The sequence below is a fragment of the Desmonostoc vinosum genome (genome assembly GCF_059505385.1).
Genome location: NZ_JCACKM010000229.1, coordinates 1 through 22,052 on the forward strand (window position 1 = coordinate 1; position 22,052 = coordinate 22,052).

Annotated in this window: 18 protein-coding genes and 1 pseudogene; 8 read left to right on the top strand and 11 right to left on the bottom strand. The window is 41.4% G+C overall.

Annotation, left to right across the window (positions count from 1 at the left end):
• Positions 1-281: 281 nt before the first annotated feature.
• Positions 282-905 (bottom strand): FMN-dependent NADH-azoreductase, encoded by a 624-nt coding sequence (locus AC5JMF_RS26145; protein ID WP_495798625.1) that lies wholly within the window; start codon positions 903-905, stop codon positions 282-284.
• 130 nt (positions 906-1,035) lie between these two features.
• On the opposite strand from AC5JMF_RS26145, the gene AC5JMF_RS26150 reads away from it, so the two are divergent.
• Positions 1,036-1,380, top strand: coding sequence for a winged helix-turn-helix transcriptional regulator (locus AC5JMF_RS26150; protein ID WP_495798626.1), 345 nt, complete (start codon positions 1,036-1,038; stop codon positions 1,378-1,380).
• A 171-nt stretch (positions 1,381-1,551) separates the two neighbouring features.
• Here the strand turns inward: AC5JMF_RS26150 and AC5JMF_RS26155 are convergent, their stop codons facing one another.
• From AC5JMF_RS26155 to AC5JMF_RS26170, 4 genes are all read right to left on the bottom strand, one after another.
• Positions 1,552-1,947 carry a salt stress protein, Slr1339 family gene (locus AC5JMF_RS26155; protein ID WP_495798627.1) on the bottom strand — a complete coding sequence of 132 codons (396 nt, stop codon included), beginning with the start codon at positions 1,945-1,947 and terminating at the stop codon, positions 1,552-1,554.
• A 101-nt stretch (positions 1,948-2,048) separates the two neighbouring features.
• On the bottom strand, positions 2,049-2,654 hold the full coding sequence (locus AC5JMF_RS26160) for a vWA domain-containing protein (RefSeq protein WP_495798628.1): 606 nt from the start codon (positions 2,652-2,654) through the stop codon (positions 2,049-2,051).
• A gap of 289 nt (positions 2,655-2,943) precedes the next feature.
• Positions 2,944-3,549 (bottom strand): vWA domain-containing protein, encoded by a 606-nt coding sequence (locus AC5JMF_RS26165; RefSeq protein ID WP_495798712.1) that lies wholly within the window; start codon positions 3,547-3,549, stop codon positions 2,944-2,946.
• 230 nt (positions 3,550-3,779) lie between these two features.
• Positions 3,780-4,313, bottom strand: coding sequence for a universal stress protein (locus tag AC5JMF_RS26170; protein ID WP_495798629.1), 534 nt, complete (start codon positions 4,311-4,313; stop codon positions 3,780-3,782).
• A gap of 616 nt (positions 4,314-4,929) precedes the next feature.
• Between AC5JMF_RS26170 and AC5JMF_RS26175 the strand changes: the two genes are divergently transcribed.
• The 3 genes from AC5JMF_RS26175 to AC5JMF_RS26185 all read left to right on the top strand — a co-directional run bounded on the left by AC5JMF_RS26175 (position 4,930) and on the right by AC5JMF_RS26185 (position 9,401).
• Positions 4,930-8,433, top strand: coding sequence for a response regulator (locus AC5JMF_RS26175; protein ID WP_495798713.1), 3,504 nt, complete (start codon positions 4,930-4,932; stop codon positions 8,431-8,433).
• A complete protein-coding gene (locus tag AC5JMF_RS26180; protein WP_495798630.1) occupies positions 8,405-8,791 on the top strand; it encodes a response regulator in 387 nt (128 codons plus the stop codon). The genes AC5JMF_RS26175 and AC5JMF_RS26180 overlap by 29 nt, the downstream gene beginning before the upstream one ends.
• A gap of 280 nt (positions 8,792-9,071) precedes the next feature.
• The gene (locus AC5JMF_RS26185) at positions 9,072-9,401 is read left to right on the top strand and encodes a late competence development ComFB family protein (protein ID WP_495798631.1); all 330 of its coding nucleotides are present in this window, start codon (positions 9,072-9,074) and stop codon (positions 9,399-9,401) included.
• Here the strand turns inward: AC5JMF_RS26185 and AC5JMF_RS26190 are convergent.
• Complete coding sequence (locus AC5JMF_RS26190) at positions 9,398-10,348, bottom strand: hypothetical protein (RefSeq protein WP_495798632.1); 951 nt, start codon at positions 10,346-10,348, stop codon at positions 9,398-9,400. The genes AC5JMF_RS26185 and AC5JMF_RS26190 overlap by 4 nt on opposite strands.
• Before the next feature lie 111 nt (positions 10,349-10,459).
• On the bottom strand, positions 10,460-10,846 hold the full coding sequence (locus tag AC5JMF_RS26195) for a HetP family heterocyst commitment protein (protein ID WP_495798633.1): 387 nt from the start codon (positions 10,844-10,846) through the stop codon (positions 10,460-10,462).
• A 693-nt stretch (positions 10,847-11,539) separates the two neighbouring features.
• Here AC5JMF_RS26195 and AC5JMF_RS26200 point away from each other — a divergent pair.
• The 4 genes and pseudogenes from AC5JMF_RS26200 (at position 11,540) to AC5JMF_RS26215 (ending at position 18,130) form a co-directional block, all read left to right on the top strand.
• On the top strand, positions 11,540-13,957 hold the full coding sequence (locus AC5JMF_RS26200; RefSeq protein WP_495798634.1) for a sucrose synthase: 2,418 nt from the start codon (positions 11,540-11,542) through the stop codon (positions 13,955-13,957).
• Positions 13,941-16,988, top strand: a pseudogene (pgmB, locus tag AC5JMF_RS26205) (beta-phosphoglucomutase). The gene AC5JMF_RS26200 and the pseudogene pgmB overlap by 17 nt, the downstream one beginning before the upstream one ends.
• Positions 16,989-17,067: 79 nt before the next feature.
• A complete protein-coding gene (locus tag AC5JMF_RS26210; protein ID WP_495798635.1) occupies positions 17,068-17,502 on the top strand; it encodes a hypothetical protein in 435 nt (144 codons plus the stop codon).
• Positions 17,503-17,692: 190 nt separating this feature from the next.
• The gene (locus AC5JMF_RS26215; protein WP_495798636.1) at positions 17,693-18,130 is read left to right on the top strand and encodes an RrF2 family transcriptional regulator; all 438 of its coding nucleotides are present in this window, start codon (positions 17,693-17,695) and stop codon (positions 18,128-18,130) included.
• 50 nt (positions 18,131-18,180) lie between these two features.
• On the opposite strand, the gene AC5JMF_RS26220 is transcribed toward AC5JMF_RS26215, so the two are convergent.
• From AC5JMF_RS26220 to AC5JMF_RS26235, 4 genes are all read right to left on the bottom strand, one after another.
• A complete protein-coding gene (locus AC5JMF_RS26220) occupies positions 18,181-18,804 on the bottom strand; it encodes a GDSL-type esterase/lipase family protein (RefSeq protein ID WP_495798637.1) in 624 nt (207 codons plus the stop codon).
• 101 nt (positions 18,805-18,905) lie between these two features.
• Positions 18,906-19,235, bottom strand: a complete 330-nt coding sequence (locus AC5JMF_RS26225; protein ID WP_495798638.1) for a ribulose bisphosphate carboxylase small subunit — start codon at positions 19,233-19,235, stop codon at positions 18,906-18,908.
• A gap of 62 nt (positions 19,236-19,297) precedes the next feature.
• Positions 19,298-19,705, bottom strand: coding sequence for a RuBisCO chaperone RbcX (gene rcbX, locus AC5JMF_RS26230; protein ID WP_495798639.1), 408 nt, complete (start codon positions 19,703-19,705; stop codon positions 19,298-19,300).
• Positions 19,706-19,776: 71 nt separating this feature from the next.
• Positions 19,777-21,207 (bottom strand): form I ribulose bisphosphate carboxylase large subunit, encoded by a 1,431-nt coding sequence (locus tag AC5JMF_RS26235; protein WP_495798640.1) that lies wholly within the window; start codon positions 21,205-21,207, stop codon positions 19,777-19,779.
• Positions 21,208-22,052 lie beyond the last annotated feature (845 nt).

Sequence of the window (22,052 nt, forward strand, 5' to 3'; positions counted from 1 at the left end):
TCCAAAAGGCTTTCAGCGATAGGCTTCTCCCAAACTGACAAAACAGGGTTAAGCTGTTCCACATATAACTTGCATAATTAGAGCGGGCAAGATGCCCACTCCACAAGAGTTTTATTTAATTTGATTATGTAATTTAGATGTTTTTTAGCTTACGCTGCGAAGCGCATAATTCGTAATTGGCTTAACCTAATTCTAGGCTTGTCACACCAAATACGCGATTGATGGACAAGCGAGGAATTCCTTACGAGAATTCTTACAACTCAAATGGGATTTTCATATAATTACCAACTAGCTACTGCATGAGCGATCGCTTCTTGACCTTGAGCAAAAGATTCCTCACGAGCAGCATCACCAGCGTTGAGATTTTCCAGATGAATGAAAGAAACATCTGTAATCCCGATAAACCCAAAAATTGCTTTTAAGTAGGGTTCTTGATAATCGTAGGGTGTAAAGGGGCTATCGCCTGTAAAGCTACCACCACGGGCTGTAATTACTAGCGACTTTTTCCCTTCTAATAGCCCTTGATAGCCACCTTGCTCGGTTATTGCAAAGGTGCGACCAACGCGCACAATTTGATCAATATAAGCTTTAAAGGTGGAGGGTATATTCAGATTGTACATTGGCACACCAAAAATGTAGCGATCGGCCGCTTGCAACTCATCTATTAAAGCGTCAGAAACTTTAATCGCCTGAGCAATTTCAGGTGTGTGTGCATTGGGTGGTGTAAAAGCCGCAGCAATCCAAGATTCGTCTACATGGGGTACAGGATTGCGCCCTAAGTCTCGATACGTTAATGTATCTTCAGGATGAGCGGCTTTCCAAGCTGCGACGAACTTATGGGTGAATGTGCGTGAATGAGAGCGCTCACCACGCGGACTAGTATCAATATGGAGGATATTTGCCATGGGTAAATTTTCAGCAGAAAACAACGCTCACAGATTGAGCTAGAAAATACTTTTCAAATTAACTTTAGACTATATAAAGATAAGATAAAAAGTAGGCACTTAAAAGTAAGATACTTACTAAAAAGAAACTATGAAAGCTGAAGCAGAAAACCACAGTAGGCTAACTTGTGAAGTAGAAACTACACTAAAGGTGATTGGTGGACGCTGGAAAGTTTTAATTATTAGAGAATTAATGGCTGGTGTAAAACGGTTTGGTGAATTGCAGCGAGCCTTACCCGGAATTACACAAAAAATGCTCACTCAACAACTTAGAGAAATGGAGGAAGATGGTATTCTTCATCGAGAAGTTTATCCTCAAATCCCACCCAAAGTAGAATATTCATTAACACCTTTGGGAGAGAGTTTGCAACCAATTCTCTATGCAATGCATGAATGGGCTGTGCAACATTATCATGGGTTAGGCACTGAGAAATAAAGGGGATGAGGTTCGACTTCTCCTATCAAAGACGCTATGCGTAGCTTGCTTAAGAGTAGGGGTACGCGGTAGTTAAATCTCGACTTCGCTCGATTACCGCATAGCCGAAACTCACCAACTGGGAGACGCGGGGAAGTAAAGAGATTATACAATTCCCAATTCCCCGAAAATTTATTGATTAGTTTGTAAATATTCAATTGCTGCTTCTATTTTTGAAGAGTATGTTTCAGCAAACCTTTCAAACCACAGTCCCTCTGGCGATAATGGATCTAGTTTTGCTAACCAATCTTTTGCTTCTACTTTTAACACCTCTAATTGTTTAGCTTTGAGTTGTTCTTGGCGAATTCTTTGTTGTTGAAGTTCTTGCTGTTTTTGCAACTCGAGAGCAGCATCTTTTTCGGCAAAATCAGCTTTAACTTCTGATAAAAGGTTATCTATTAAAGAAGCAGATTTTGACGGTGGTTGAATAAATGATTGGGCTGCGGTTGATTTTGACTGCTGTTGTTCGGGTTTTCCTTGCTTGTATTCATCTTGCAGTTCAGCTAACAGCTTATCAATGGAATCCATGATTTATAAATACCGTAAAAGCTATGGTTAGTGAAATAGGTTGAAAATTTACCTATCTTTTAAAACAAAAGTTTTTGATTTTTGAATTTAATGTGGTGATACTAATCATTAATGGCATTAAGTAACACTTCTGATAAACTCAAATCTTCCATATCTTCCATAGTAATTGTGTCACAGATATCAAACTTAGCACCCGCTCCTTGGAGTTCATCATCTAAGACTTTGAGAAAACGGGTAGCTTGAGGATCTTTACCGACTTGAATGAAAGAAATAGCGAGTTCTTCATCTCGTTCCATACGGCGGGAAGCTTCGATGATGACTTTCATCACTGCTTTGCGATCGTCTGGTTCGCCATCAGTAACTACTAAAATTGTTTCACCATTTGGTTTAGTTTGACTAGATGCTTTACGTTGAAAGTAATCATCGGTAGCATGTTTCAATACAGCTGCTAAATCTGTGGTGCCGGAAGGATCATTTTCTTGAAAAATTTGCGATACTTTACTTGATGTCACATTTTCATAGCGCTTGAATTTACCAGAAAAAACATAGATATTTATGCCATCTGGGTCAAACTGTTCACATTTACTAGCTAAAGCTAAAGTAGATTCTTGTGCTGCTAGCCATCGGCTTCTACCACCTTTTTGATCAGGAGTTGCCATGCTGCCGCTTTTGTCAATAATTAGGGTATAGTCACGATTTTCTAGCATTACTTAATTCTCCAAACTAATTTGTACGATACACTCTATAATCTCATTTTTGCAGCGTTGCCTATTTGCAAGATGATTTAGTTGGTTCTGTAGGATGGGCGTCTCACCCGTCCCTTAAATTTTCTGGCGGGCAAGATGCCCACCCCAGAAAATTTATTGCTAAATTCAGCAACGCCTCTGTTTTAAAACTAGTCTCCCACGGGTAAATAGCCGACACTCAGGGGACAAAAATACCTCTTCCCCTACTCCCTACTCCCCATTTTCCGATTAACTTTTGACTATTGACTGATTAATCAGTTATGGCATTCATGAGTACATCTGCAAGGCTCATGTCTTCTAAGTCGTCTAAAGTGACTGTATCGCAGATATCGAACTTTGCACCAACACCTTGCAGTTGGTCATCTAAAGCTTTAAGAAACTTAGTTGCTTGGGCATCCGAGCCTACTTGAACCATGGAAATTGCTAGTTCTTCGTCGCGTTCCATCTGACGAGTGGCATTAATGATCACTTCAAATACAGCTCGGCGATCGTCTGGTTCTCCATCGGTGATTACTAAGATTGTCTCACCATTGGGCTTGGTTTTACCTGCTGCTTTGCGTTGAAAGTAATTATTGAGCGCATCTTGAAGTACACCGGCTAAATTTGTTGTTCCAGCAGGGTCATTTTCAAGGAATATCTGCACTACTTTGGCGGAGGTGACATCATCGTAGCGTTTAAATTTCCCAGAAAAGACATAAACAGTGATGCCATCAGGATCAAACTGTTCGCACTTTCTGGCTAGGGCGAGTGTAGACTCTTGCGCTATATCCCATCTACTTCTATTACCCACTTGGTCAGGGGTGGACATACTACCACTTTTGTCAATGATTAGTGTATAGTCGCGATCGCTCATCATAGTATCCTTCAATTGTTACCCTATGTACTTACTAGTCTAGTCTAGGGTTCCCAGCCGATAGTTACCTATTCAAGCTTCTTAATGGCGATCGCTACTGAAAATTGAGTATTTTATATCACTAGTAAGCGGGAGGGGGATGAGGAAGATGAGGGGGATGAGGGAGAAATTTTCTCCGCGTCCCCGCGTCCCCGCGTCCCCGCGTCCTCTTCCCCAGTCCCCATTCCCCAATCTCATTTAACCCCTACAGCATTTGTAGTGTGTACTGCAACTTCATCTTTTGTGGTGACTGGAAGATGCACAACATGTACAGAACAAAAGGCATGGTGGAGGACGTAGTTGCTGACGCTACCGAGAAATAACTCTGTTAGCCCAGAACGACCCCTGCGCCCCATAACGATTAAGTCAGCGTTCCAATTACGAGCTAAGTCACAAATCATCCGTCCAGGATTACCAAGATTTTGTGTAAATTCAGTGGCAACACCTGCTGTGTTCGCTTGGGCACACAAAGATTGCAATATTTGAATGCCTTCATTTTTAAACCTATCCCAATTCTTTTGATAGACCTCAAAGCTTTGACTACTCAATCCTGGATAATAGTCAAAATTAGATAACATAGGTGTGTAAGGACTACCCTCTTCATCTGGAGATAGAACATGCAGTAGCATTAAGCTAGCTTGTGTTACCTTTGCTAGAGTTAATGCTTGCTCAAAAACTTTTTGCCCCATTTCCGAGCGATCCAATGCAACCAAAATCCTTTTAAACATATAGACCTCCGGTTTGAAATTTTGAGTTGCTTGAGCTTTCCCGGTTCTACAACCTGTAACTAATTCTTTTGTAACATATTAGTGTTCATAGGAATTTTTTGTATTAAAAATTATTATATTAAGTAATGAAATTAAATGATTGCTAATTTCAGTAAAAGGCATGAAGTTAGTATTAGCAAAACTTACTTTTTAGAGATGTAAGTTGATGCTCAAATATAGAATAATAAGATATGTAGCTAGTAGGGTGTGATACTGTAGGCTAAGGCACAATCAATAGTTTAAGGTGCATTGCGCTGCGCGACAACACACCTACATCAAGTTTATATTTATTTACATACCTAAAATTTTTCTTGTTAACTTACTTGTTTTTATTTGGGCTATTACTAGTTCTCCCTGACAAGAATTTTTGATTGGAGGAAAATTATGCCCCGACTTTGCGCTTGAAAAATTGTCATGTTTAATGATCAGCATCAATTAAAAAATATGTCTCTTGGAAGATGCTCATCAACTCAGTATTGATAGTAACTTGATTTTATGGTTTGAGTTTTTTGCTTTTGATCGTTCTGGGCGTAAAAGGTTGGGTGATCGGGGTTCTCTTCTAGAAAAAGCTTTTAGTATGAAAATTTTAATTGTAGAGGATGATGAATTAAATGCTTACGCACTCTCGGCTGTTTTGACTAACCAAAACTATGCAGTAGAAGTGGCTCATGATGGAAATTCAGCTTGGAATTTAATTCAAATTTACGATTATGATTTAGTTCTTCTGGATGTGGTGTTACCAAAGCTGGATGGTGTTAGTCTTTGCCGAAAAATCAGATCCAGTGGTCTGCAAGTACCTATTTTATTATTGACAGGGTGTGATAGTGGTCATGAAAAAGCGATTGGGTTAGATGCTGGTGCAGATGATTATGTAGTCAAACCTTTTGATCAAGAGGAATTGGTGGCTCGTGTACGGGCGTTGCTGCGTCGGGGAGGGTTAGCTTCACAGCCTGTGTTGCAGTGGGGGAGTTTACGCTTAGATCCTAGTAGTTGTGAAGTTACCTATAGTGATGAGCTATTGTCACTCACTCCCAAAGAATATGCTTTGTTGGAACTATTTTTGCGAAACAGTCGGCGGGTATTTAGCTGTGGGATGATTTTGGAACATCTTTGGTCTTATGAGGATACTCCAACAGAAGAGGCCGTCCGCACTCATATTAAAGGATTACGGCAGAAACTGAAAGCTGTAGGAGCGCCGAGTGAGCTGATTGAAACAGTTTATGGGATTGGTTATCGGCTGAAATTACGAGAAGAGGAGGAGCAGAAAAGCAAGGGAGTAGAGGAAAATGCCAAATCTCAGATTTCACCTCTCAAATCGCAGCAAACATTAGCAGCAGTTGCAGGGATTTGGCAACGATCGCAACAGCGAGTTAATGAGCAGGTAAACACGATAGAACAAGCGATCAAGCAAAAGGCTGTAAATTCAGAGTTGCGTTTCCTTGCAGCCAGAGAGGCTCATACCTTGGCTGGTTCTTTGGGTAGTTTTGGTTTGACTATTGGCTCAAAACTGGCGCGAAAAATCGAGCGATGGCTAAATACTAATAAAGTTTTGAGTGCTAGTGAAATTAATAATTTAGGAAGTTGGGTCAAGCAACTACGTCAGGAAATTGCGGAAAATAGCATTGTAGCCATCCCGGCATTGCCACAGACGCCAGCACTACAAAATATGCCCCATGCAGAAGCGAAAATATTAGTTGTAGACGATGATCCGCTACTCCAGTCATTTTTACAAACTTTACTCAGTCCTTGGGGACTAAAAGCGATCGCCTTGAATGATCCCCGTCAATTCTGGGAAACACTCAAAGCCGTCACCCCAGACATGCTGATTTTGGATATAGAATTACCTCACATCAACGGGATTGAACTTTGCCAGCAGGTACGCAACGATCCCCAATGGAGTGAGTTACCCATCCTCTTTCTAACAGTGCATAGCGATGCCGAAATTGTCAATCAGGTATTTAGCGTTGGTGCTGATGATTTCGTGAGTAAGCCGATTGTCGGGCCAGAACTAGTAACTCGACTTGTCAATCGCTTGGAACGGGTAAAGCTGCGACAACGCATCGCCCAAACATACCAAAAACCAGAAGCAAAAGCCGCTCTTTACAAAGCTAAGAGCGAACTTGAGTTGAGAGTAGCAGAACGCACTGCTGAATTAATATCCGTTAATCAACGTTTACAATCAGAACTTGATGAGCGCCAACGCACACAAGAAGAACTACGATTTTCTCAAGCCCGATTTGCCAGAATTTTAGATATTGCTGATGACGCGATTATTTCTTTAGATGCCACCCAACGCATCACCTTGTTTAACCAAGGAGCAGAGAAGATTTTTGGCTACTCTGCCCAAGAGGTGATCGGACAGTACCTTGACATGCTGCTACCTCTGCGTTTTGTGCAAGCGCATCGTCAGCATGTGGTGGAATTTGGCAAATCTCCTCATCCAGCTCGCAAAATGGGAGAACGGCGAGAAATATATGGTTATCGCAAGGATGGCACAGAATTCCCCGCAGAGGCTTCTATCTCTAAGTTGGATATGGGCAAAGAAATCGTTTACACGGTGATTTTGCGAGACGTGACAGAAAGCAAGCAAATCGAGCGTATGAAAGATGAGTTTATCTCTGTTGTCAGTCATGAACTCCGCACACCTTTAACTTCAATTCATGGTTCTTTAGGAATGCTCGCCAGTGGTTTGTTATCAACAGACTCAGAGCAAGGAAAACGCCTGTTGCAAATTGCCACCGATAGCACCGAGCGTCTAGTACGTTTAATCAACGACATCCTAGACATTGAGCGGATTGAGTCGGGTAAGGTGAAGATGGAATTACAAACCAGTAATATTGCTGACTTAATTGCCCAAGCCGTAAATGTGATGCAACCCCTCGCTGATAAAGCGGGCGTCAAACTATCTATTTCCAGCTTAGCCATCCCCCTACGGGTAGATCCAGACCGAGTTGTACAAACCTTGACTAATTTGCTCAGTAATGCGATTAAATTTTCAGATGCTGGATCTACAGTTTGGCTCATGGCTCAACAACAAGCAGATGCAGTTCTGTTAACAGTTAAAGACACCGGGCGTGGTATCCCGAATGACAAACTTGACAGTATCTTCGAGCGCTTTCAGCAGGTTGATTCTTCAGACTCACGCAACCATGATGGTACTGGTTTGGGCTTGGCAATTTGCAAGAGTATTGTGCAACAACACAGCGGGCGCATCTGGGTTGAAAGTACTCTGGGTGAAGGTAGTAATTTTTACTTTACACTGCCCATCTTATCCACTTTCTCATCCTCCTCACCCCCTCTAGCTTTAGTCTGCGATGACGATGCAGTGATCTGTGCTGAGTTGCAGACTTTGCTGCAACAAGGGGGATATCAAGTAATTACAGTGACTAGTGGTGAGGAAGCGATCGCCCAAGCAGCGGCTCATCATCCAAACGTAATTTTACTAGATTTACTCATGCCAGGAATGAATGGTTGGGAAACAATGGCAGCATTGAAAGCACGAGCAGATACTAAAAACATTCCGATTGTGATTTGCAGTATTTACAAACCAAGCCAAAATAATCTAGCCTATGCAGACTTTGTTGATTGGTTGAATAAGCCCATCCAAGAAAGCCGTCTATTAAAATCACTCAAGCAAGCAGTAGCTAAACCTTCCAAGCAAGCCCGCATTTTGATTGTTGAAGATGACGCTGATTTAGCCCAAGTGCTGATTACTCTTTTTAAACTCCATGAAATTGAAACTTTCCTAGCAAGGACAGGACGAGAAGCAATTCGCCTCAGCCAACAAGTCAATCCCGACTTACTAATTCTTGATTTGATTCTGCCAGAAAGTGATGGCTTCGCAGTAGTAGACTGGTTGCAGCAACACAATAAATTATGTCGTATTCCTTTAGTGATCTATTCTGCTAAAGATTTGGATGATGCAGAGCGCAATCAACTGAAATTAGGCTACACAGAATTTTTAACTAAAGGACGAGTCACAATTCAAGAATTTGAACATCGAGTTATGGAGTTACTTCAGCGAATTACACCCAATCATGAGGCTAGTGGCAGTGACAACAAAGCGAATTTTGGTGGTTGATAACGAGCAGTATATTCAAGAAGTTGCCAAGATTTGTTTAGAAACCATGGCTAGCTGGGAAGTGATTACAGCTAGTTCTGCTAATGAAGGAATAAATCAAGCCGAAGTTTGGCAACCCGATGCAATTCTGCTAGATGTGATGATGCCAGATATGGATGGCATTGCTGCCTTTGAGAAGCTACAGACAAATCCGCTCACCAAAGCTATTCCAGTGATTTTGTTGACTGCAAAAATCCAAGCTTCCGATCGCCGCCGTTATGCTCAGATGGGTATTAAGACAGCGATCGCCAAACCATTCAATCCTCTAGAATTAGCTAATCAAGTCGCTACTGCACTCGGTTGGAACTTAAACACATAAAAGCATCTCTCTACAGAGCGAAATATTTTAATTACCAACAAGCATCCTTTCCTCACAAGTTCCTCAAATTGTTTTCTTAAATTGAGAGTGGCAAAAGGGAATTAGGAATTGGAAATGGGGAATGGGGAATGGGGAACTTGTACTGAGCAAAGTCGAAATATGGGGAATTGTGTAATCTCTGTACTTCCCCGCGTCCCCGCGTCCCCGCGTCTCCCTCATCCCCCTCATCCCCCTCTCACAACCATGGTGCATCATGTCTAAAAAATTGATTAACTTAACAATGAACCTTGTAGTCCAAGAAATTGAAAATGCATTAGAAAATTATCCTCATTATCCTTATCAAGAAGCCTTTGCACATCCTGATTTGAGACAAAGTTTAATTGCTTATATTTTAAATAGAGTTCCAAATCATTACATTACTGTCGATGAAGAAGAAACACAATATAATATTTCAGACTGTCTGCATCACTGTGTCGAACAAAGCTTACATATAGAAACCTTAATTCATCAAGGAATTGGGCAAATTTTGTGTGAACAAGCAGAGGAAATAAATCGACATATTCCAGAAGTAGTTGATCCTGCTCGTTTACCATCAATTTGGTTTGGTTAGAAGCTATATCTTTTTAGTAAGGCTGGGTCTACAGTATCAGTTTGCTCTCCATAATCATGCAAGGCGTATTGAAGTTGTAGCAGCAGGCGATCGCTAGATATTGGAGGTGTTGCTTTGTGAAAACAAAACACATCTTCGACAAATCCAAATCCGGTAGGGCCGCAAACAGTTAAGCAATTCTCTGAACCATAATACTTTAGTAGTTCTGCCTCAGATTGTCGCCTAAATAAAGAGAAAAGATAAGCAAGTTTTTTACGCTGATGACTGCTACGAATACAGACATGAGGGGCACTTAATAAATTTACATTGGTCAGATAAAAGAAAAACCTCAAACTACAATAGTCATTTAAGTCATAATGAAAATTCATTGCACCTTTGTTTAAATCGTATTCAGCTTCATTAGCTACAAAAACCCAATGCAGACGACTACCTGTAAATACAGGGTTTTTCCCTAAGTATTTAGTAGCTATTTCTAATAACTTTGGATCGTGCGCCAGTTTTTTAATTGCTGGGCAAAGTGCCGCAGTATTATAATACTCGCCTCTGACAAAAAAATCTCCATGATGCCGTAATACTTGATTTTTTTCAGCATAAAAGAAACCACAATTATATTTACCATCTCCGTAACAAAAATTACTAACCGCGAAGCTGAGTATTTCTTGAAGTATATTTTCAGGAAGCCGAAGCCCTAAATAAATTCCATCTTGTTTTAGAGATCCAATCACATCATCAACTTTCAAATCTGGAAAACATGAATAATCTGAGTGATAAATCTTGATTTTGTAGTTTTGATAAAAACGAGTAACAAGATAACGAATAATTCTAAATCGACCAATTAAAAACATTAACAACCATAGAGGATTTGTCTTAGTTTTTATGTAATAAGGATAAATCTTTTCCCACATTTTTTTGACAACAGTAATTAAGGGCAATCTATCATTCAGCATGACATTAGATAAATGCCTGAAAAAAACGTGAATTCCATGAAAGCTGTTAAATGTAAATATTGGATATCTAACAGCTTTAAAAATATATATCCCAGTTAAATTCGCAATAGCTTAGTTATCGACTCGATTGAGTTGTAAGGAAGATAACCCAGTCTTTTTTGTTTCAAAGTAGCGTGGTTTACTATTCTTCTGGATGTTGGGTTGTTTATGATGTGAATTTTCCAAGTAATCCAGATTATTAATTTTATTCAGATCCTGAGATGAATTGCGGTTGTGAGAAGAGCCTGGAAAGTTTGTAACTTTGTTGTTTTCTTTGATTAAGCGGCTGTAGGTGCGTTGAGGAATAAAGTGCAGTGGATTATAATCAACGAAGCGCAAAAGTAATACACAAGCCCAGGAATATCTACCATCTGCGATCGCTTCGATCACTTGATTTAATTGTTCTGAGCTAATAGTCTTAGAACAATTGGTTTGAGAAGAAGATGTTTGGAAGTTCATAACTAACCCTGATATCACTTATGTAACTTGAAGAAGGGAGTAGGGAGTAGGGAGTAGGGAGTAGGGAGTGGGGAGTGGGGAGTGGGGAGTGGGGAGTGGGAAGGAGAAAATCAACCTTTTTGAGGTGTACGCTGTTTTTTTAGAAATCAAATCAGATTCCTATATAAATCCTTAATTAGTTATAAAAAGTAGCTCTGTATTGACGAAAAAGATAATAGAGAACAGTTTTCCCTTTTAATGAAGATGGCTACGGTGTTTTATTACTCATTGAGGACTTATATACATAAAGAATAATCTGTCTTGGCAATTACTCTAGCCAAATTGGCATTTTTTTGAAAAAACAGGTAAATTCAAACAGTTTTAGGAAGCTAATCTCTTTACGAAGAGTGGGAGAGCAAGCTACAACCCAAATTTATATCTCCGATGATTGTTGCGATTTTTCGCAAAAGTCCAAATTTTTAATTGCGTTTCATCCCACAGTTAGAAGCGAAAAATTTTAGTACCTATGTACGATCAAAGTTAAAGAGGAAACTCTTAACGGGCCACTTACGCCCCTACCTCCTGCCCCTGCTTTCCTGCGGTCTTAATAATAAGTCTTTAACCGAATACGATATTACTCAGGACTCAGCACTGATGAAGCACTCAGGACTCAGAACCCAGCACTAATAAAACTTTACCTTCAAGGGATTTGTCATGTATGAACTAGTTCAAACTATCTTCAACAGTGATGAAAAAATTGCTTTGCATCAATTGATTTCTGCATTAAGTACTTCAGGTAAACACTACTTACTGAGAAATGAAATTTTGCAAACTTTTGCAAACTATTGTAATCAATCTCAAAAACCAGCCTACTTTTACCACTCTTCCACACTTGCTAAACTCATTCACTATACGCATGAAATAATTTTGCTCGAAAACAGTGCTTGGTTTGTGACTCGGCCGAGGATTGCTAGTCAGGAGGTTTGGCGACTGACATCCGACTTGAGCAAATTCGATTTGATGACACCTCAAGCATTTTTAGATGTAAGCGATCGCTTAGTCAACCGCTACCAACCGCACATCCTAGAAATCGATCTCCATCCATTTTACGAAGGTTCTCCGAGAATTAGCGACCCCAGAAATATCGGTCAAGGTTTAGGCTTCCTCAACCGTTACTTGTGCAGTCAATTATTGACCGATCCTCATTATTGGTTAGAGCTACTTTACCTAGCTTTAAGTAGACTGGAACACGATGGAATTCATCTACTACTAAATAATCACATTTCTTCAGGTATCCAGCTTGCTAAACAAGTTAAGCAAGCCCTCAAATTTCTCAAAGAACGACCCCATGACGAACCATCCGAAAAATTTCGCTATGGACTGCAAGAACTCGGCTTTGAACCTGGTTGGGGTAACACTGCTGTGCGAGTTTGCGAAACTCTAGAACTCCTTGAGCGCCTGATTGATACTCCTAACCCAGCCCTTTTAGAGACTTTCGTCGCCCGTGTCCCCGCTATTTTTCGTGTCGTTCTCATTTCTATACATGGCTGGGTTGCTCAAGAGGATGTTTTAGGAAGAGATGAAACACTCGGTCAAGTTATCTACGTTCTTGAACAAGCCCGCAGCTTAGAAAACAAACTGCGTGAGGAAATCAAACTCGCTGGTCTTGATTTGCTGGGCATTAAACCCCATGTAATCATTCTCACTCGCCTAATTCCTAACTGCGAAGGCACATTTTGCAATCTGCGCCTCGAAAAAGTTTACAACACTGAAAACGCCTGGATATTGCGTATTCCTTTTGGGGAGTTTAATCCAGAAGTCACCAACAACTGGATTTCTAAATTTGAAATTTGGCCCTACCTCGAACAATTCGCCCTGGACGCCGAAACACAATTGCTCGCGCAATTTCAAGGTTGTCCTAACCTAATTATTGGTAACTACAGCGATGGTAACTTAGTTGCTTTCCTACTCTCCCGTCGTCTGAAAGTTACTCAATGCAATATTGCTCACTCTCTAGAAAAACCTAAATATTTATTTAGCAATCTCTATTGGCAAGACCTAGAAGACCAATACCACTTTTCAACACAATTCACGGCTGATTTGATCAGTATGAATGCAGCTGACTTCATCATCACATCGTCCTACCAAGAAATTGTTGGTACACCAGATACCGTAGGACAATATGAGTCTTATAAGTGTTTTACCATGCCGAATCTCTATCATGTGGTAGATGGAATTGATTTATTTAGTCCTAAATTCAACATGGTACCGCCAGGAGTAAATGAGAATATTTTCTTTCCTTATAATCAAAAACAAGACCGAGATTTAAACCTCAGCGCTCAACTTTACGACCTACTTTTTAGTCATGAAGATCCTCAAATATTTGGTTATATAGATAATCCCCACAAACGGCCTATTTTCGCAGTTGCGCCGATCACTTCTATTAAAAATCTAACTGGTTTAGCAGAATGTTTTGGTATAAGTCAGGCATTACAAGAACGCTGTAACTTAATTCTCTTGACTAGTAAACTGCATCTGTCAGAAGCTACAAATCCAGAAGAAGCACAAGAAATTCAACGACTCCACGACATTATCAATCAGTATGATATTAATGGTAAAATCCGCTGGTTGGGTATGCGTATTCCTAGCTCTGAACTTGGCGAAGCCTATCGAGTAGTTGCTGATTGTGGAGGAATATACATTCACTTTGCTCTTTTTGAAGCCTTCGGGCGGAGTATTCTAGAAGCAATGATTTCAGGTTTACCAACATTTGCTACTCAATTTGGCGGTTCTTTAGAAATTATCGAAGACCGAGAAGATGGGTTTAATATCAACCCTACAGATTTAGAAGGAACAGCAAACAAAATTTTAGGTTTTCTCGAAAAATGTGATATTCATTCCGAATATTGGCAAGAAGTTTCAGAATGGATGATCCAGCGAATTCGTAACAGATATAATTGGCAGTTACACACCAGTCAACTACTATCAATAGCTAAAATCTTTAGCTTTTGGAACTTTGTTGCTCCAGAAAACAACGAAGCCAGAGACCGTTATATGGAAGCCTTATTTCATCTTATATATAAACCTATGTCCGAAAGAATTTTAGCGAAGCATAATGAACACAACAGCTAGCTCTACCCATTTCACCTATACAGATTGGACATTAGTCGAAACTGAGTTTGACCCAGATCAATTACACTCTAGAGAAACCGTCTTTACAATCGGTAATGGTTATCTAGGAACTAGGGGCAGTTTTGAAGAAGGGTATGCGCGGGCATTATCAGCTACTTTCATCTACGGTGTTTATGATGATGTGCCTGTGGTATATACTGAACTTGCCAATTGCCCTGACTGGTCGGTATTGGTAGTAATTATAGATGGCGATCGCTTTCGTCTCGACCAAGGTGAAATCTTAAGTTATCAGCGCCAACTTGACTTGCGTCAAGGTCTTTTGAGTCGTTCTGTGCGTTGGCGTAGTCCCAGCGGCAAAACTATAGATATCCATTTTGAACGCTTCGCTAGTCTGGCAGATCAGCATGTTTTAGGACAACGCTGTCACATCACACCAGTAGATTTTGATGGGTTAATCGAAGTGCAAGCCAGTATTAATGGCTACCCAGAAAATCAAGGTTTTAACCATTGGGAAGGACTAGACCAAGGTAAAACTGATCAAGGTTTTTGGTTATACCGTCGCACTCGTAATTCCCGCATAGAAATTGGGATGGTTGCGAGGATAAATATCTTGGGTACTAAAGCGGCGTTGCAAGTTAGCAGCGCACCCGGCTATCCTACTTCCAGTGCTACATTTTTGGGGGAGATGCAGCAAACAGTCACAATAGAAAAGGTTGTCACAGTTTTTACCTCGCGAGAAACTGCTACACCAGTTTCAGATGCTCAAGCCAAACTTGCACTGCTGCCAGATTATATAACGCTGCTAGCAGCCCAAAAACAGGCATGGGATGCGGCTTGGCTGCAAAGCGATATCGTGATTGAGGGGGATAATACAGCCGCTTTTGCTGTTCGCTACAATCTTTTTGGGCTGTTGATTGCTAGCCCTCCAGATGATCTGGTGAGTATTCCCGCGAAAACCCTTTCGGGGTTTGGCTATCGCGGTCATATATTTTGGGATACAGAAATTTTTATTCTGCCTTTTTTTATATTCACACAACCAGCGATCGCCCGTAAATTACTCAGTTATCGTTATCACACAATTAATGGGGCACGACGTAAAGCAGTTCATGCCGGGTATCAAGGGGCGATGTACGCTTGGGAAAGCGCTGATACAGGAGATGAAGTCACCCCTCGTTGGTCACTTCCCAGCGATTTTTATGGTGAAGACGTGCGGATTTGGTGCCGCGATAGGGAAATTCACATCAGCGCAGATATTCCCTACGCGGTTTGGTACTACTGGCTAGCAACTGCTGACGACGAGTGGATGCGAGACTATGGTGTAGAAATTATTTTAGATACTGCGATATTTTGGACTAGCCGAGTCGAGTTCAATCCTGAACGCGATTATTATGAAATTCGCGGCGTCATTGGAGCAGATGAATACCACGAGTTAGTCCACAATAATGCATTTACCAACAGTATGGTGCAGTGGCATTTAGATAAAGCACTCATTGTATATAAATGGTTGCATCATACCTTCTTTGACCGAGCTGTTGAACTCGAACAGAAACTACAAATAACACCAGAATTGCAAAGGCGCTGGGAAGAGATCATCGCTAAAATATGGATTCCCTACGACCAATCAACAGGATTAATCGAGCAATTCGAGGGATTTTTCCAATTAGAGGATATTAACTTGGCAGACTATGCAGCTCGTACATGCTCAATGCAAGTGATTCTCGGTATCGATGGAGCAAATAAACGGCAAGTACTCAAGCAACCAGATGTATTGATGCTCCTCTATTTGATGCGGCAATCACAGGATTTTCCTTACAGTTCAAAAGCATTACAGGCAAACTGGGACTATTACGCACCCCGCACCGATATTACCTACGGCTCATCTCTAGGCCCGGCAATTCACGGCATTTTAGCTTCAGATTTGGGCAACTCAACAGAAGCTTACGAACGGTTTATGCAAGCAGCAATGGTAGATCTAGAAGATACCAGAGGTAACACCAATGATGGAATTCACGGCGCTAGCGCCGGTGGTATTTGGCAGGCTGTAGTTTTAGGATTTGGTGGCATCCAACTAACAAAAAATGGCCCCGTAGCCAATCCCCACCTCCCTCCAAGCTGGACGCGCTTAAAGTTTAAGCTACACTGGCGCGGTCAGTGGCACGAGTTCGATTTGCGTGGAGGACTGGGGGAGCCGGGAGCAGGGGGCAGGGAGCAGGAGGAGAAAGAACAAACACCCAGTCCCCAGTCCCCAATCCCCAGTCCCCAATCCCCAGTCCCCAGTCCCCAATCCCCAATCCCCAGTCCCCAATCCCCAGTCCCCAGTCCCCAGTACCCAGTCCCCAGTCCCCAACATCAAAGGTTTTATCTTCGATTTAGATGGTGTATTAACAGATACAGCAGAATATCACTATTTAGGTTGGCAACGGCTAGCAGATGAAGAGGGTATACCATTTAATCGTCAAGATAATGAAGCGTTACGTGGTGTATCGCGTCGAGCTTCCCTAATGCGGATAGTTGGCAGTAGACCGTATTCAGAGGCTCAAATAGCAGAAATGATGGAACGTAAAAATAGCTACTACGTAGAATATATCCAAAACATGACGCTTCAAGATCTGTTACCAGGAGCGATCGCACTTTTGGATGAACTACGGCAAGCTGGAATTAAAATAGCCATTGGCTCAGCTAGCAAAAATGCCCGCACAGTAATTGAAAAACTGGGTATTGCTGATAAAGTAGATGCGATCGCTGATGGCTATAGCGTACAGCAACCCAAGCCAGCACCAGATTTATTTTTATATGCAGCCAAGCTACTAGAGCTAGAACCACAAGAATGTGTAGTAGTCGAAGATGCAGCCGCAGGTGTAGAAGCTGCTTTAGCTGCTGGTATGTGGGCGATCGGCATCGGCCCAGCTGAACGAGTTGGTGCCGCACATATCGTTTTACCCAATTTAGTCGGTATCACATGGGCAGATCTCAAAGCTAAATTAGGGAGTGGGGAGTGAGGGGACGCGGGGACGCGGAGAATAATCAATGACAATTCCCCATTCCCAATTACGAATTACGAACTTGTACTGAACGAAGTTGAAGTATTACGAATTACGAATTACACTGTTATGGGAATTAATTATCGAGAAAAAATTATTGCTCTGTGGATAGTATTCCTACTAGGAACACTGTTTCATACTCAACTAGGTTTGATGCCACTCTTCCACGGCTTGTCAGTTATCGAATCCGAAAAAGCCAATGCTATTGGCGAAATTTCTGGAATTCTGTGGTTGATGTTAGGCTTTTTTATATTCCCAATGCTGGCAATAATTGCTACTGCTTTTATCAATTCTAATCGCTACAAAGTAATTCATTTTGGTTTGACTGTGTTTTATAGCGTCTTAAATTTGTTTCATCTGGTTGCAGACCTATCAGTAAAACCAATTCTTTGGTATCAAACTGCTCTAATGACGCTATTGTTCTTGATTGGATTATTATTAAATTTTGTTGCTTTTCAATGGATGCGTGGACACACAGCATCTTTTCTTCAATCTTTAGAATAAGATTAGAAATTAATCAATCGTTTTTATTTATTAAATGAAAAAAAAATAGTGTTTGCTCATATGATAGAAAGTGACTAAACTAAGTTCAATTACTCAGCAGAAAGTTGATTGCTAAATTTCTATGAGCATAAGCTTAGAGAAACAAATCAACACCTTAAGTCATCAGTAGTAAGATTAAAATATTACGTTTGTGGTACTCTCTAACAAATCAGAATACGCACTCCTAGCTCTGTTAGAGTTGGCAAACTGCTACCCTAACGGTGAATCTTTACAAATTCGAGAGATAGCGGCATTACAAGATATACCGAACCGCTATTTGGAACAATTACTCGCAACATTGAGACGCGGAGGTTTAATTAAGAGCATCCGTGGTGCTAAAGGTGGTTATGTTTTAGCACGAGAACCTCGAAACATCACAATTTTAGACGCTCTTACTTGTATGGAAGGATTAGATACTGTTGAATCTAATACAGATCAAACTTCCAACGGGATAGAAAGCGAGGTAATTAATGAAGTTTGGCAAGAAGCACGCCAAGCAGCTAACTCTGTTTTACAAAAGTATACACTCCAAGATCTTTGCGATCGGCGAGCAGCCAGGAAACAGATAGAAATTATGTACTATATTTAGAATTAAGGAAACAGGGAACAGCTTAGATATAGGGTGCAGCAGAATTTCGGCTACAAACTATTGTTTATCAGCGAATGCCACGCGTCCCATTTTTCTACAATTTGAGCGAATTCTGCATAGCCTTCTGCTTTTGGATGAACGCCATCATTAGCTTTTGCTTGATTTATCCAGATGTTTGATTTTTCTAATATAGGAAAAATATTTAAATAAGGTATACTTAATTCCTGACAAATCAAAGCAAATTTTTCAGCTAAAGAAATAATTCTTTGTCTTCTCTCAGGATCTTCTTGGTCTTGATATGGCGCTGGCCCAATCATCAAAACAGGATATAGTTGTTTAGCTAGCCTCAGTATTTGGTGGGTATTTTGGATTGAGTCTGTAAAATTTACACGAGTTTTGCCATTTTCTAGCGTTGTATCATTTAATCCAAAAGAAAACACAATTTTACCGTTGTATTCTTGAGGTAGCCTAAGTATTACTTCCTGCAACCAGCGCTTTGCAATATCAGTAGTTGTATCTCGCCTAATTCCTAAATTGTAGTAAGTAATGTCATAGCCTATTTTGTTAGCATTAGCGCAAATTCTACCTGCCCAACCCAAACATTCTGGATCTCCCGTACCGTTGACAAAAGAATCCCCAACAAAACAAATTCTCATTTCTGGTAAATATTGCATAAAAAAAAGAGGTAGTTAATCTTACCTCTCATCTTTGAAAATATTTACAAAGTAGCAGGTGAAAGTAATTATTTGTTACTTTCACCTGCTACCTGTTTTGTTTAGTATCTGCTGGGTTTGTGAACAATGAAGCTGAGAACTTGGCACTGCTTGATGTTGTCAAAACCTACAACACGGATGTAGTTGCTGGAATATTGAGAACGGCAAGATTGTACTTCGTTTAATACTTCTTGGGTGGTTTTAGCACCGAACAAAGGTAGCTTCCACAATGTCCAATAGTAATCTGTTGGCTCTGAAGTTTCGTTAAACTCGATCGCAGGAATGTAACCTTGGCTGAGAATGTACTGAATCTGCTTGGCGATTTGAGCATCAGAGAGGGGAGGTAGATAAGAAAGGGTTTCGTAGCGACGCTCTTTTGGTAGGGTTTGCATGGCTAGTGATAATAAGTTGCGATTTTTTGACTACTTGGAATTTGGCACGGTTGCCTGTCTTACTAACTGGATAAGTTATCCAAATTAGGATCTGAGATTGCCTGATGTTCCGCTTCAGGGCTGGGGTTTGATATGTTAAGTTGCGTGATGCGCTCTAAATGCTGGCGACGCTGTTCCATGTTGGCTTGCTGAATGCCAGTACGAACCATTTCCGGTAAAAAATCGGCGACTTCCTCGGCTATGTGTTCTCTGACAGTCATGATCCGCAATGCCAAATCTGGTTTTGTGCGGAATAGTTCTTCAACATATGCCTCTCCATCCTGAATCTTGCCGGCAGAAAAGTTTTGCAACCAAAGTGCCAATGGAGGATTGGTTTCGCCCAGCTGTGCCAGTACTGTCCTCAGCGCCTGATAGGTTAGGTAACTTTGGAGAGTCCTGGCTGTGTCTTTCGCAATTTGCTTGAGATTCATGCTTGACCCCAGCCAGAAAAGAGTTTTGAGTTTTGAGTATTTTAACTCGGCACCCAAAACTCATTTTGTTATCAGACGGTATCAACTGCCTCAAACTCGAATTTAATTTCTTTCCACAGTTCGCAAGCAACGGCCAATTCAGGAGACCATTTAGCAGCTTCGCGGATAATATCGTTACCTTCACGAGCTAGGTTACGTCCTTCGTTACGCGCTTGCACACAAGCTTCTAGAGCAACGCGGTTAGCGGTAGCGCCAGGAGCATTACCCCAGGGGTGTCCCAAGGTACCACCACCAAACTGTAGTACAGAGTCATCACCAAAGATTTCTACTAGTGCGGGCATGTGCCATACGTGGATACCACCGGAAGCAACTGCCATGACACCAGGCATGGAAGCCCAATCTTGGGTAAAGTAGATACCGCGAGTTTTGTCTTGTTCGACGTAGTTCTCACGCAGCAGATCGACAAAGCCCATGGTGATGGCGCGATCGCCTTCCAATTTACCAACAACGGTACCAGTGTGGATGTGATCACCACCGGACATCCGCAGGGCTTTCGCTAGTACACGGAAGTGGATACCATGGTTCTTTTGACGGTCGATAACGGCGTGCATCGCGCGGTGGATATGCAGCAAAATTCCGTTATCACGACACCAACGAGCCAATGTGGTGTTGGCGGTAAAACCTGCTGTGAGGTAGTCGTGCATGATGATGGGCATTTTGAGTTCTTTGGCGAACTCAGCCCGTTTCAGCATTTCTTCGCAGGTGGGAGCGGTAACGTTCAGGTAGTGACCTTTGATTTCGCCTGTTTCTGCTTGGGATTTGTGGATGGCTTCAGCGACGAACAAGAAGCGATCGCGCCACCGTTGGAATGGAGCTGAGTTGATGTTTTCGTCATCTTTGGTGAAGTCCAAACCACCGCGTAGACATTCGTAAACAGCGCGTCCGTAGTTCTTCGCCGACAGACCTAATTTAGGTTTGATGGTGCAACCCAGTAAGGGACGACCGTATTTATTGATCTTGTCACGCTCAACTTGGATACCATGGGGAGGCCCTTGGAAGGTCTTGAGGTAAGCTACAGGAATTCGCAAGTCTTCCAAACGCAGAGCTTTGAGAGCTTTGAAACCAAACACGTTACCTACAATAGAGGTGAACATGTTGGTTACAGAGCCTTCTTCAAACAGATCCAGAGGATAAGCAATGTAAGCAATAAATTGATTATCTTCACCAGGAACTGGTTCGATATCGTAGCAACGACCTTTGTAGCGATCTAGGTCGGTCAGCAAGTCTGTCCATACGGTTGTCCAGGTACCAGTGGAAGACTCAGCCGCTACAGCCGCGCCTGCTTCCTCATAGGGAACTCCAGGTTGGGGTGTGACGCGGAATGCCGCCAGAATATCTGTATCCTTGGGTGTGTAATCGGGTGTGTAATAAGTTAGTCTGTAATCTTTTACCCCGGCCTGATACCCAGATTTTGTCTGAGTCTTCGTTTGAGCGTAAGACATATTTATCCTTCCAAGAAGTCACTCTTTTTACTTGCAAATCACGCGCTGTGCAACTTACCCTCACCCCCGCTCTTTCCCCCACTAGTGGGGGAGAAGATTCAGGAAAAATTTTTTGGGTTTGCCTTTGTCAGAGGTTAGCAATCTCCTAGCTACAGATATTTAATATCTGTAGTCATACTCCTTACCAATGTTCTCCCTTTCCAAGGGCGCATAGTTTAGCGCTTTCGATTTTCCCCTCGTTCCACGAAAATTCCTTTTTATCTCTTCTTTGCACTCCACTAAACTTTCCTTATTCCACTACCTCCGCATTGTGCGGGTAGTATCAAACTCTTCTTTGGCTAGGCGGAGATGTTGGGGATTGTGCTGCAAGGCACGTTTCCTACTCCGCACTCTTCTTATCTGCTCCGTTGACGGGAGGATAGGAGAGAATTTGCTTGACGGAGGTCTAGAAGAGTGATAGGGGAAAGATAAAAAAATTGCACACCACGTAATTTGTAGCTTGTTTCACAATATATCAAGAATTTGATAAGTTATTCTTTGAAACTTTTTAACTTATTTATTTAATTTTTTTATTACATAAAGATTTAAACATTTTGTTAAGAATTATTTACAAAACAGCTGCGATCGTAATAAAGGCCAGTTTAGGGAGACACGGGATATAGATTTCAGAACGGAGGAATGAGCTTTTTTGAGGTTTTTTGAGATTACATATGAAAAACCTACACCTGAGCAGGTGTAGGAGAATAAATAAAATGACCAAACCAAGTTAGATAGAGATGTACTCTAACCCTTGTTGTGGGTTAGAGTATACTTAAGACTAGGTAAAATTTTTAACTAGCCTACTA

Coding starts and splice junctions, on each gene's coding strand:
- AC5JMF_RS26220 (WP_495798637.1), bottom strand. CDS start 18,804: ATGCAATATTTACCAGAAATGAGAATTTGTTTTGTTGGGGATTCTTTT.
- AC5JMF_RS26190 (WP_495798632.1), bottom strand. CDS start 10,348: ATGCTGAATGATAGATTGCCCTTAATTACTGTTGTCAAAAAAATGTGG.
- AC5JMF_RS26200 (WP_495798634.1), top strand. CDS start 11,540: ATGTATGAACTAGTTCAAACTATCTTCAACAGTGATGAAAAAATTGCT.
- rcbX (WP_495798639.1), bottom strand. CDS start 19,705: ATGAATCTCAAGCAAATTGCGAAAGACACAGCCAGGACTCTCCAAAGT.
- AC5JMF_RS26160 (WP_495798628.1), bottom strand. CDS start 2,654: ATGCTAGAAAATCGTGACTATACCCTAATTATTGACAAAAGCGGCAGC.
- AC5JMF_RS26235 (WP_495798640.1), bottom strand. CDS start 21,207: ATGTCTTACGCTCAAACGAAGACTCAGACAAAATCTGGGTATCAGGCC.
- AC5JMF_RS26150 (WP_495798626.1), top strand. CDS start 1,036: ATGAAAGCTGAAGCAGAAAACCACAGTAGGCTAACTTGTGAAGTAGAA.
- AC5JMF_RS26225 (WP_495798638.1), bottom strand. CDS start 19,235: ATGCAAACCCTACCAAAAGAGCGTCGCTACGAAACCCTTTCTTATCTA.
- AC5JMF_RS26155 (WP_495798627.1), bottom strand. CDS start 1,947: ATGGATTCCATTGATAAGCTGTTAGCTGAACTGCAAGATGAATACAAG.
- AC5JMF_RS26145 (WP_495798625.1), bottom strand. CDS start 905: ATGGCAAATATCCTCCATATTGATACTAGTCCGCGTGGTGAGCGCTCT.
- AC5JMF_RS26210 (WP_495798635.1), top strand. CDS start 17,068: ATGGGAATTAATTATCGAGAAAAAATTATTGCTCTGTGGATAGTATTC.
- AC5JMF_RS26170 (WP_495798629.1), bottom strand. CDS start 4,313: ATGTTTAAAAGGATTTTGGTTGCATTGGATCGCTCGGAAATGGGGCAA.
- AC5JMF_RS26165 (WP_495798712.1), bottom strand. CDS start 3,549: ATGATGAGCGATCGCGACTATACACTAATCATTGACAAAAGTGGTAGT.
- AC5JMF_RS26175 (WP_495798713.1), top strand. CDS start 4,930: ATGAAAATTTTAATTGTAGAGGATGATGAATTAAATGCTTACGCACTC.
- AC5JMF_RS26195 (WP_495798633.1), bottom strand. CDS start 10,846: ATGAACTTCCAAACATCTTCTTCTCAAACCAATTGTTCTAAGACTATT.
- AC5JMF_RS26185 (WP_495798631.1), top strand. CDS start 9,072: ATGAACCTTGTAGTCCAAGAAATTGAAAATGCATTAGAAAATTATCCT.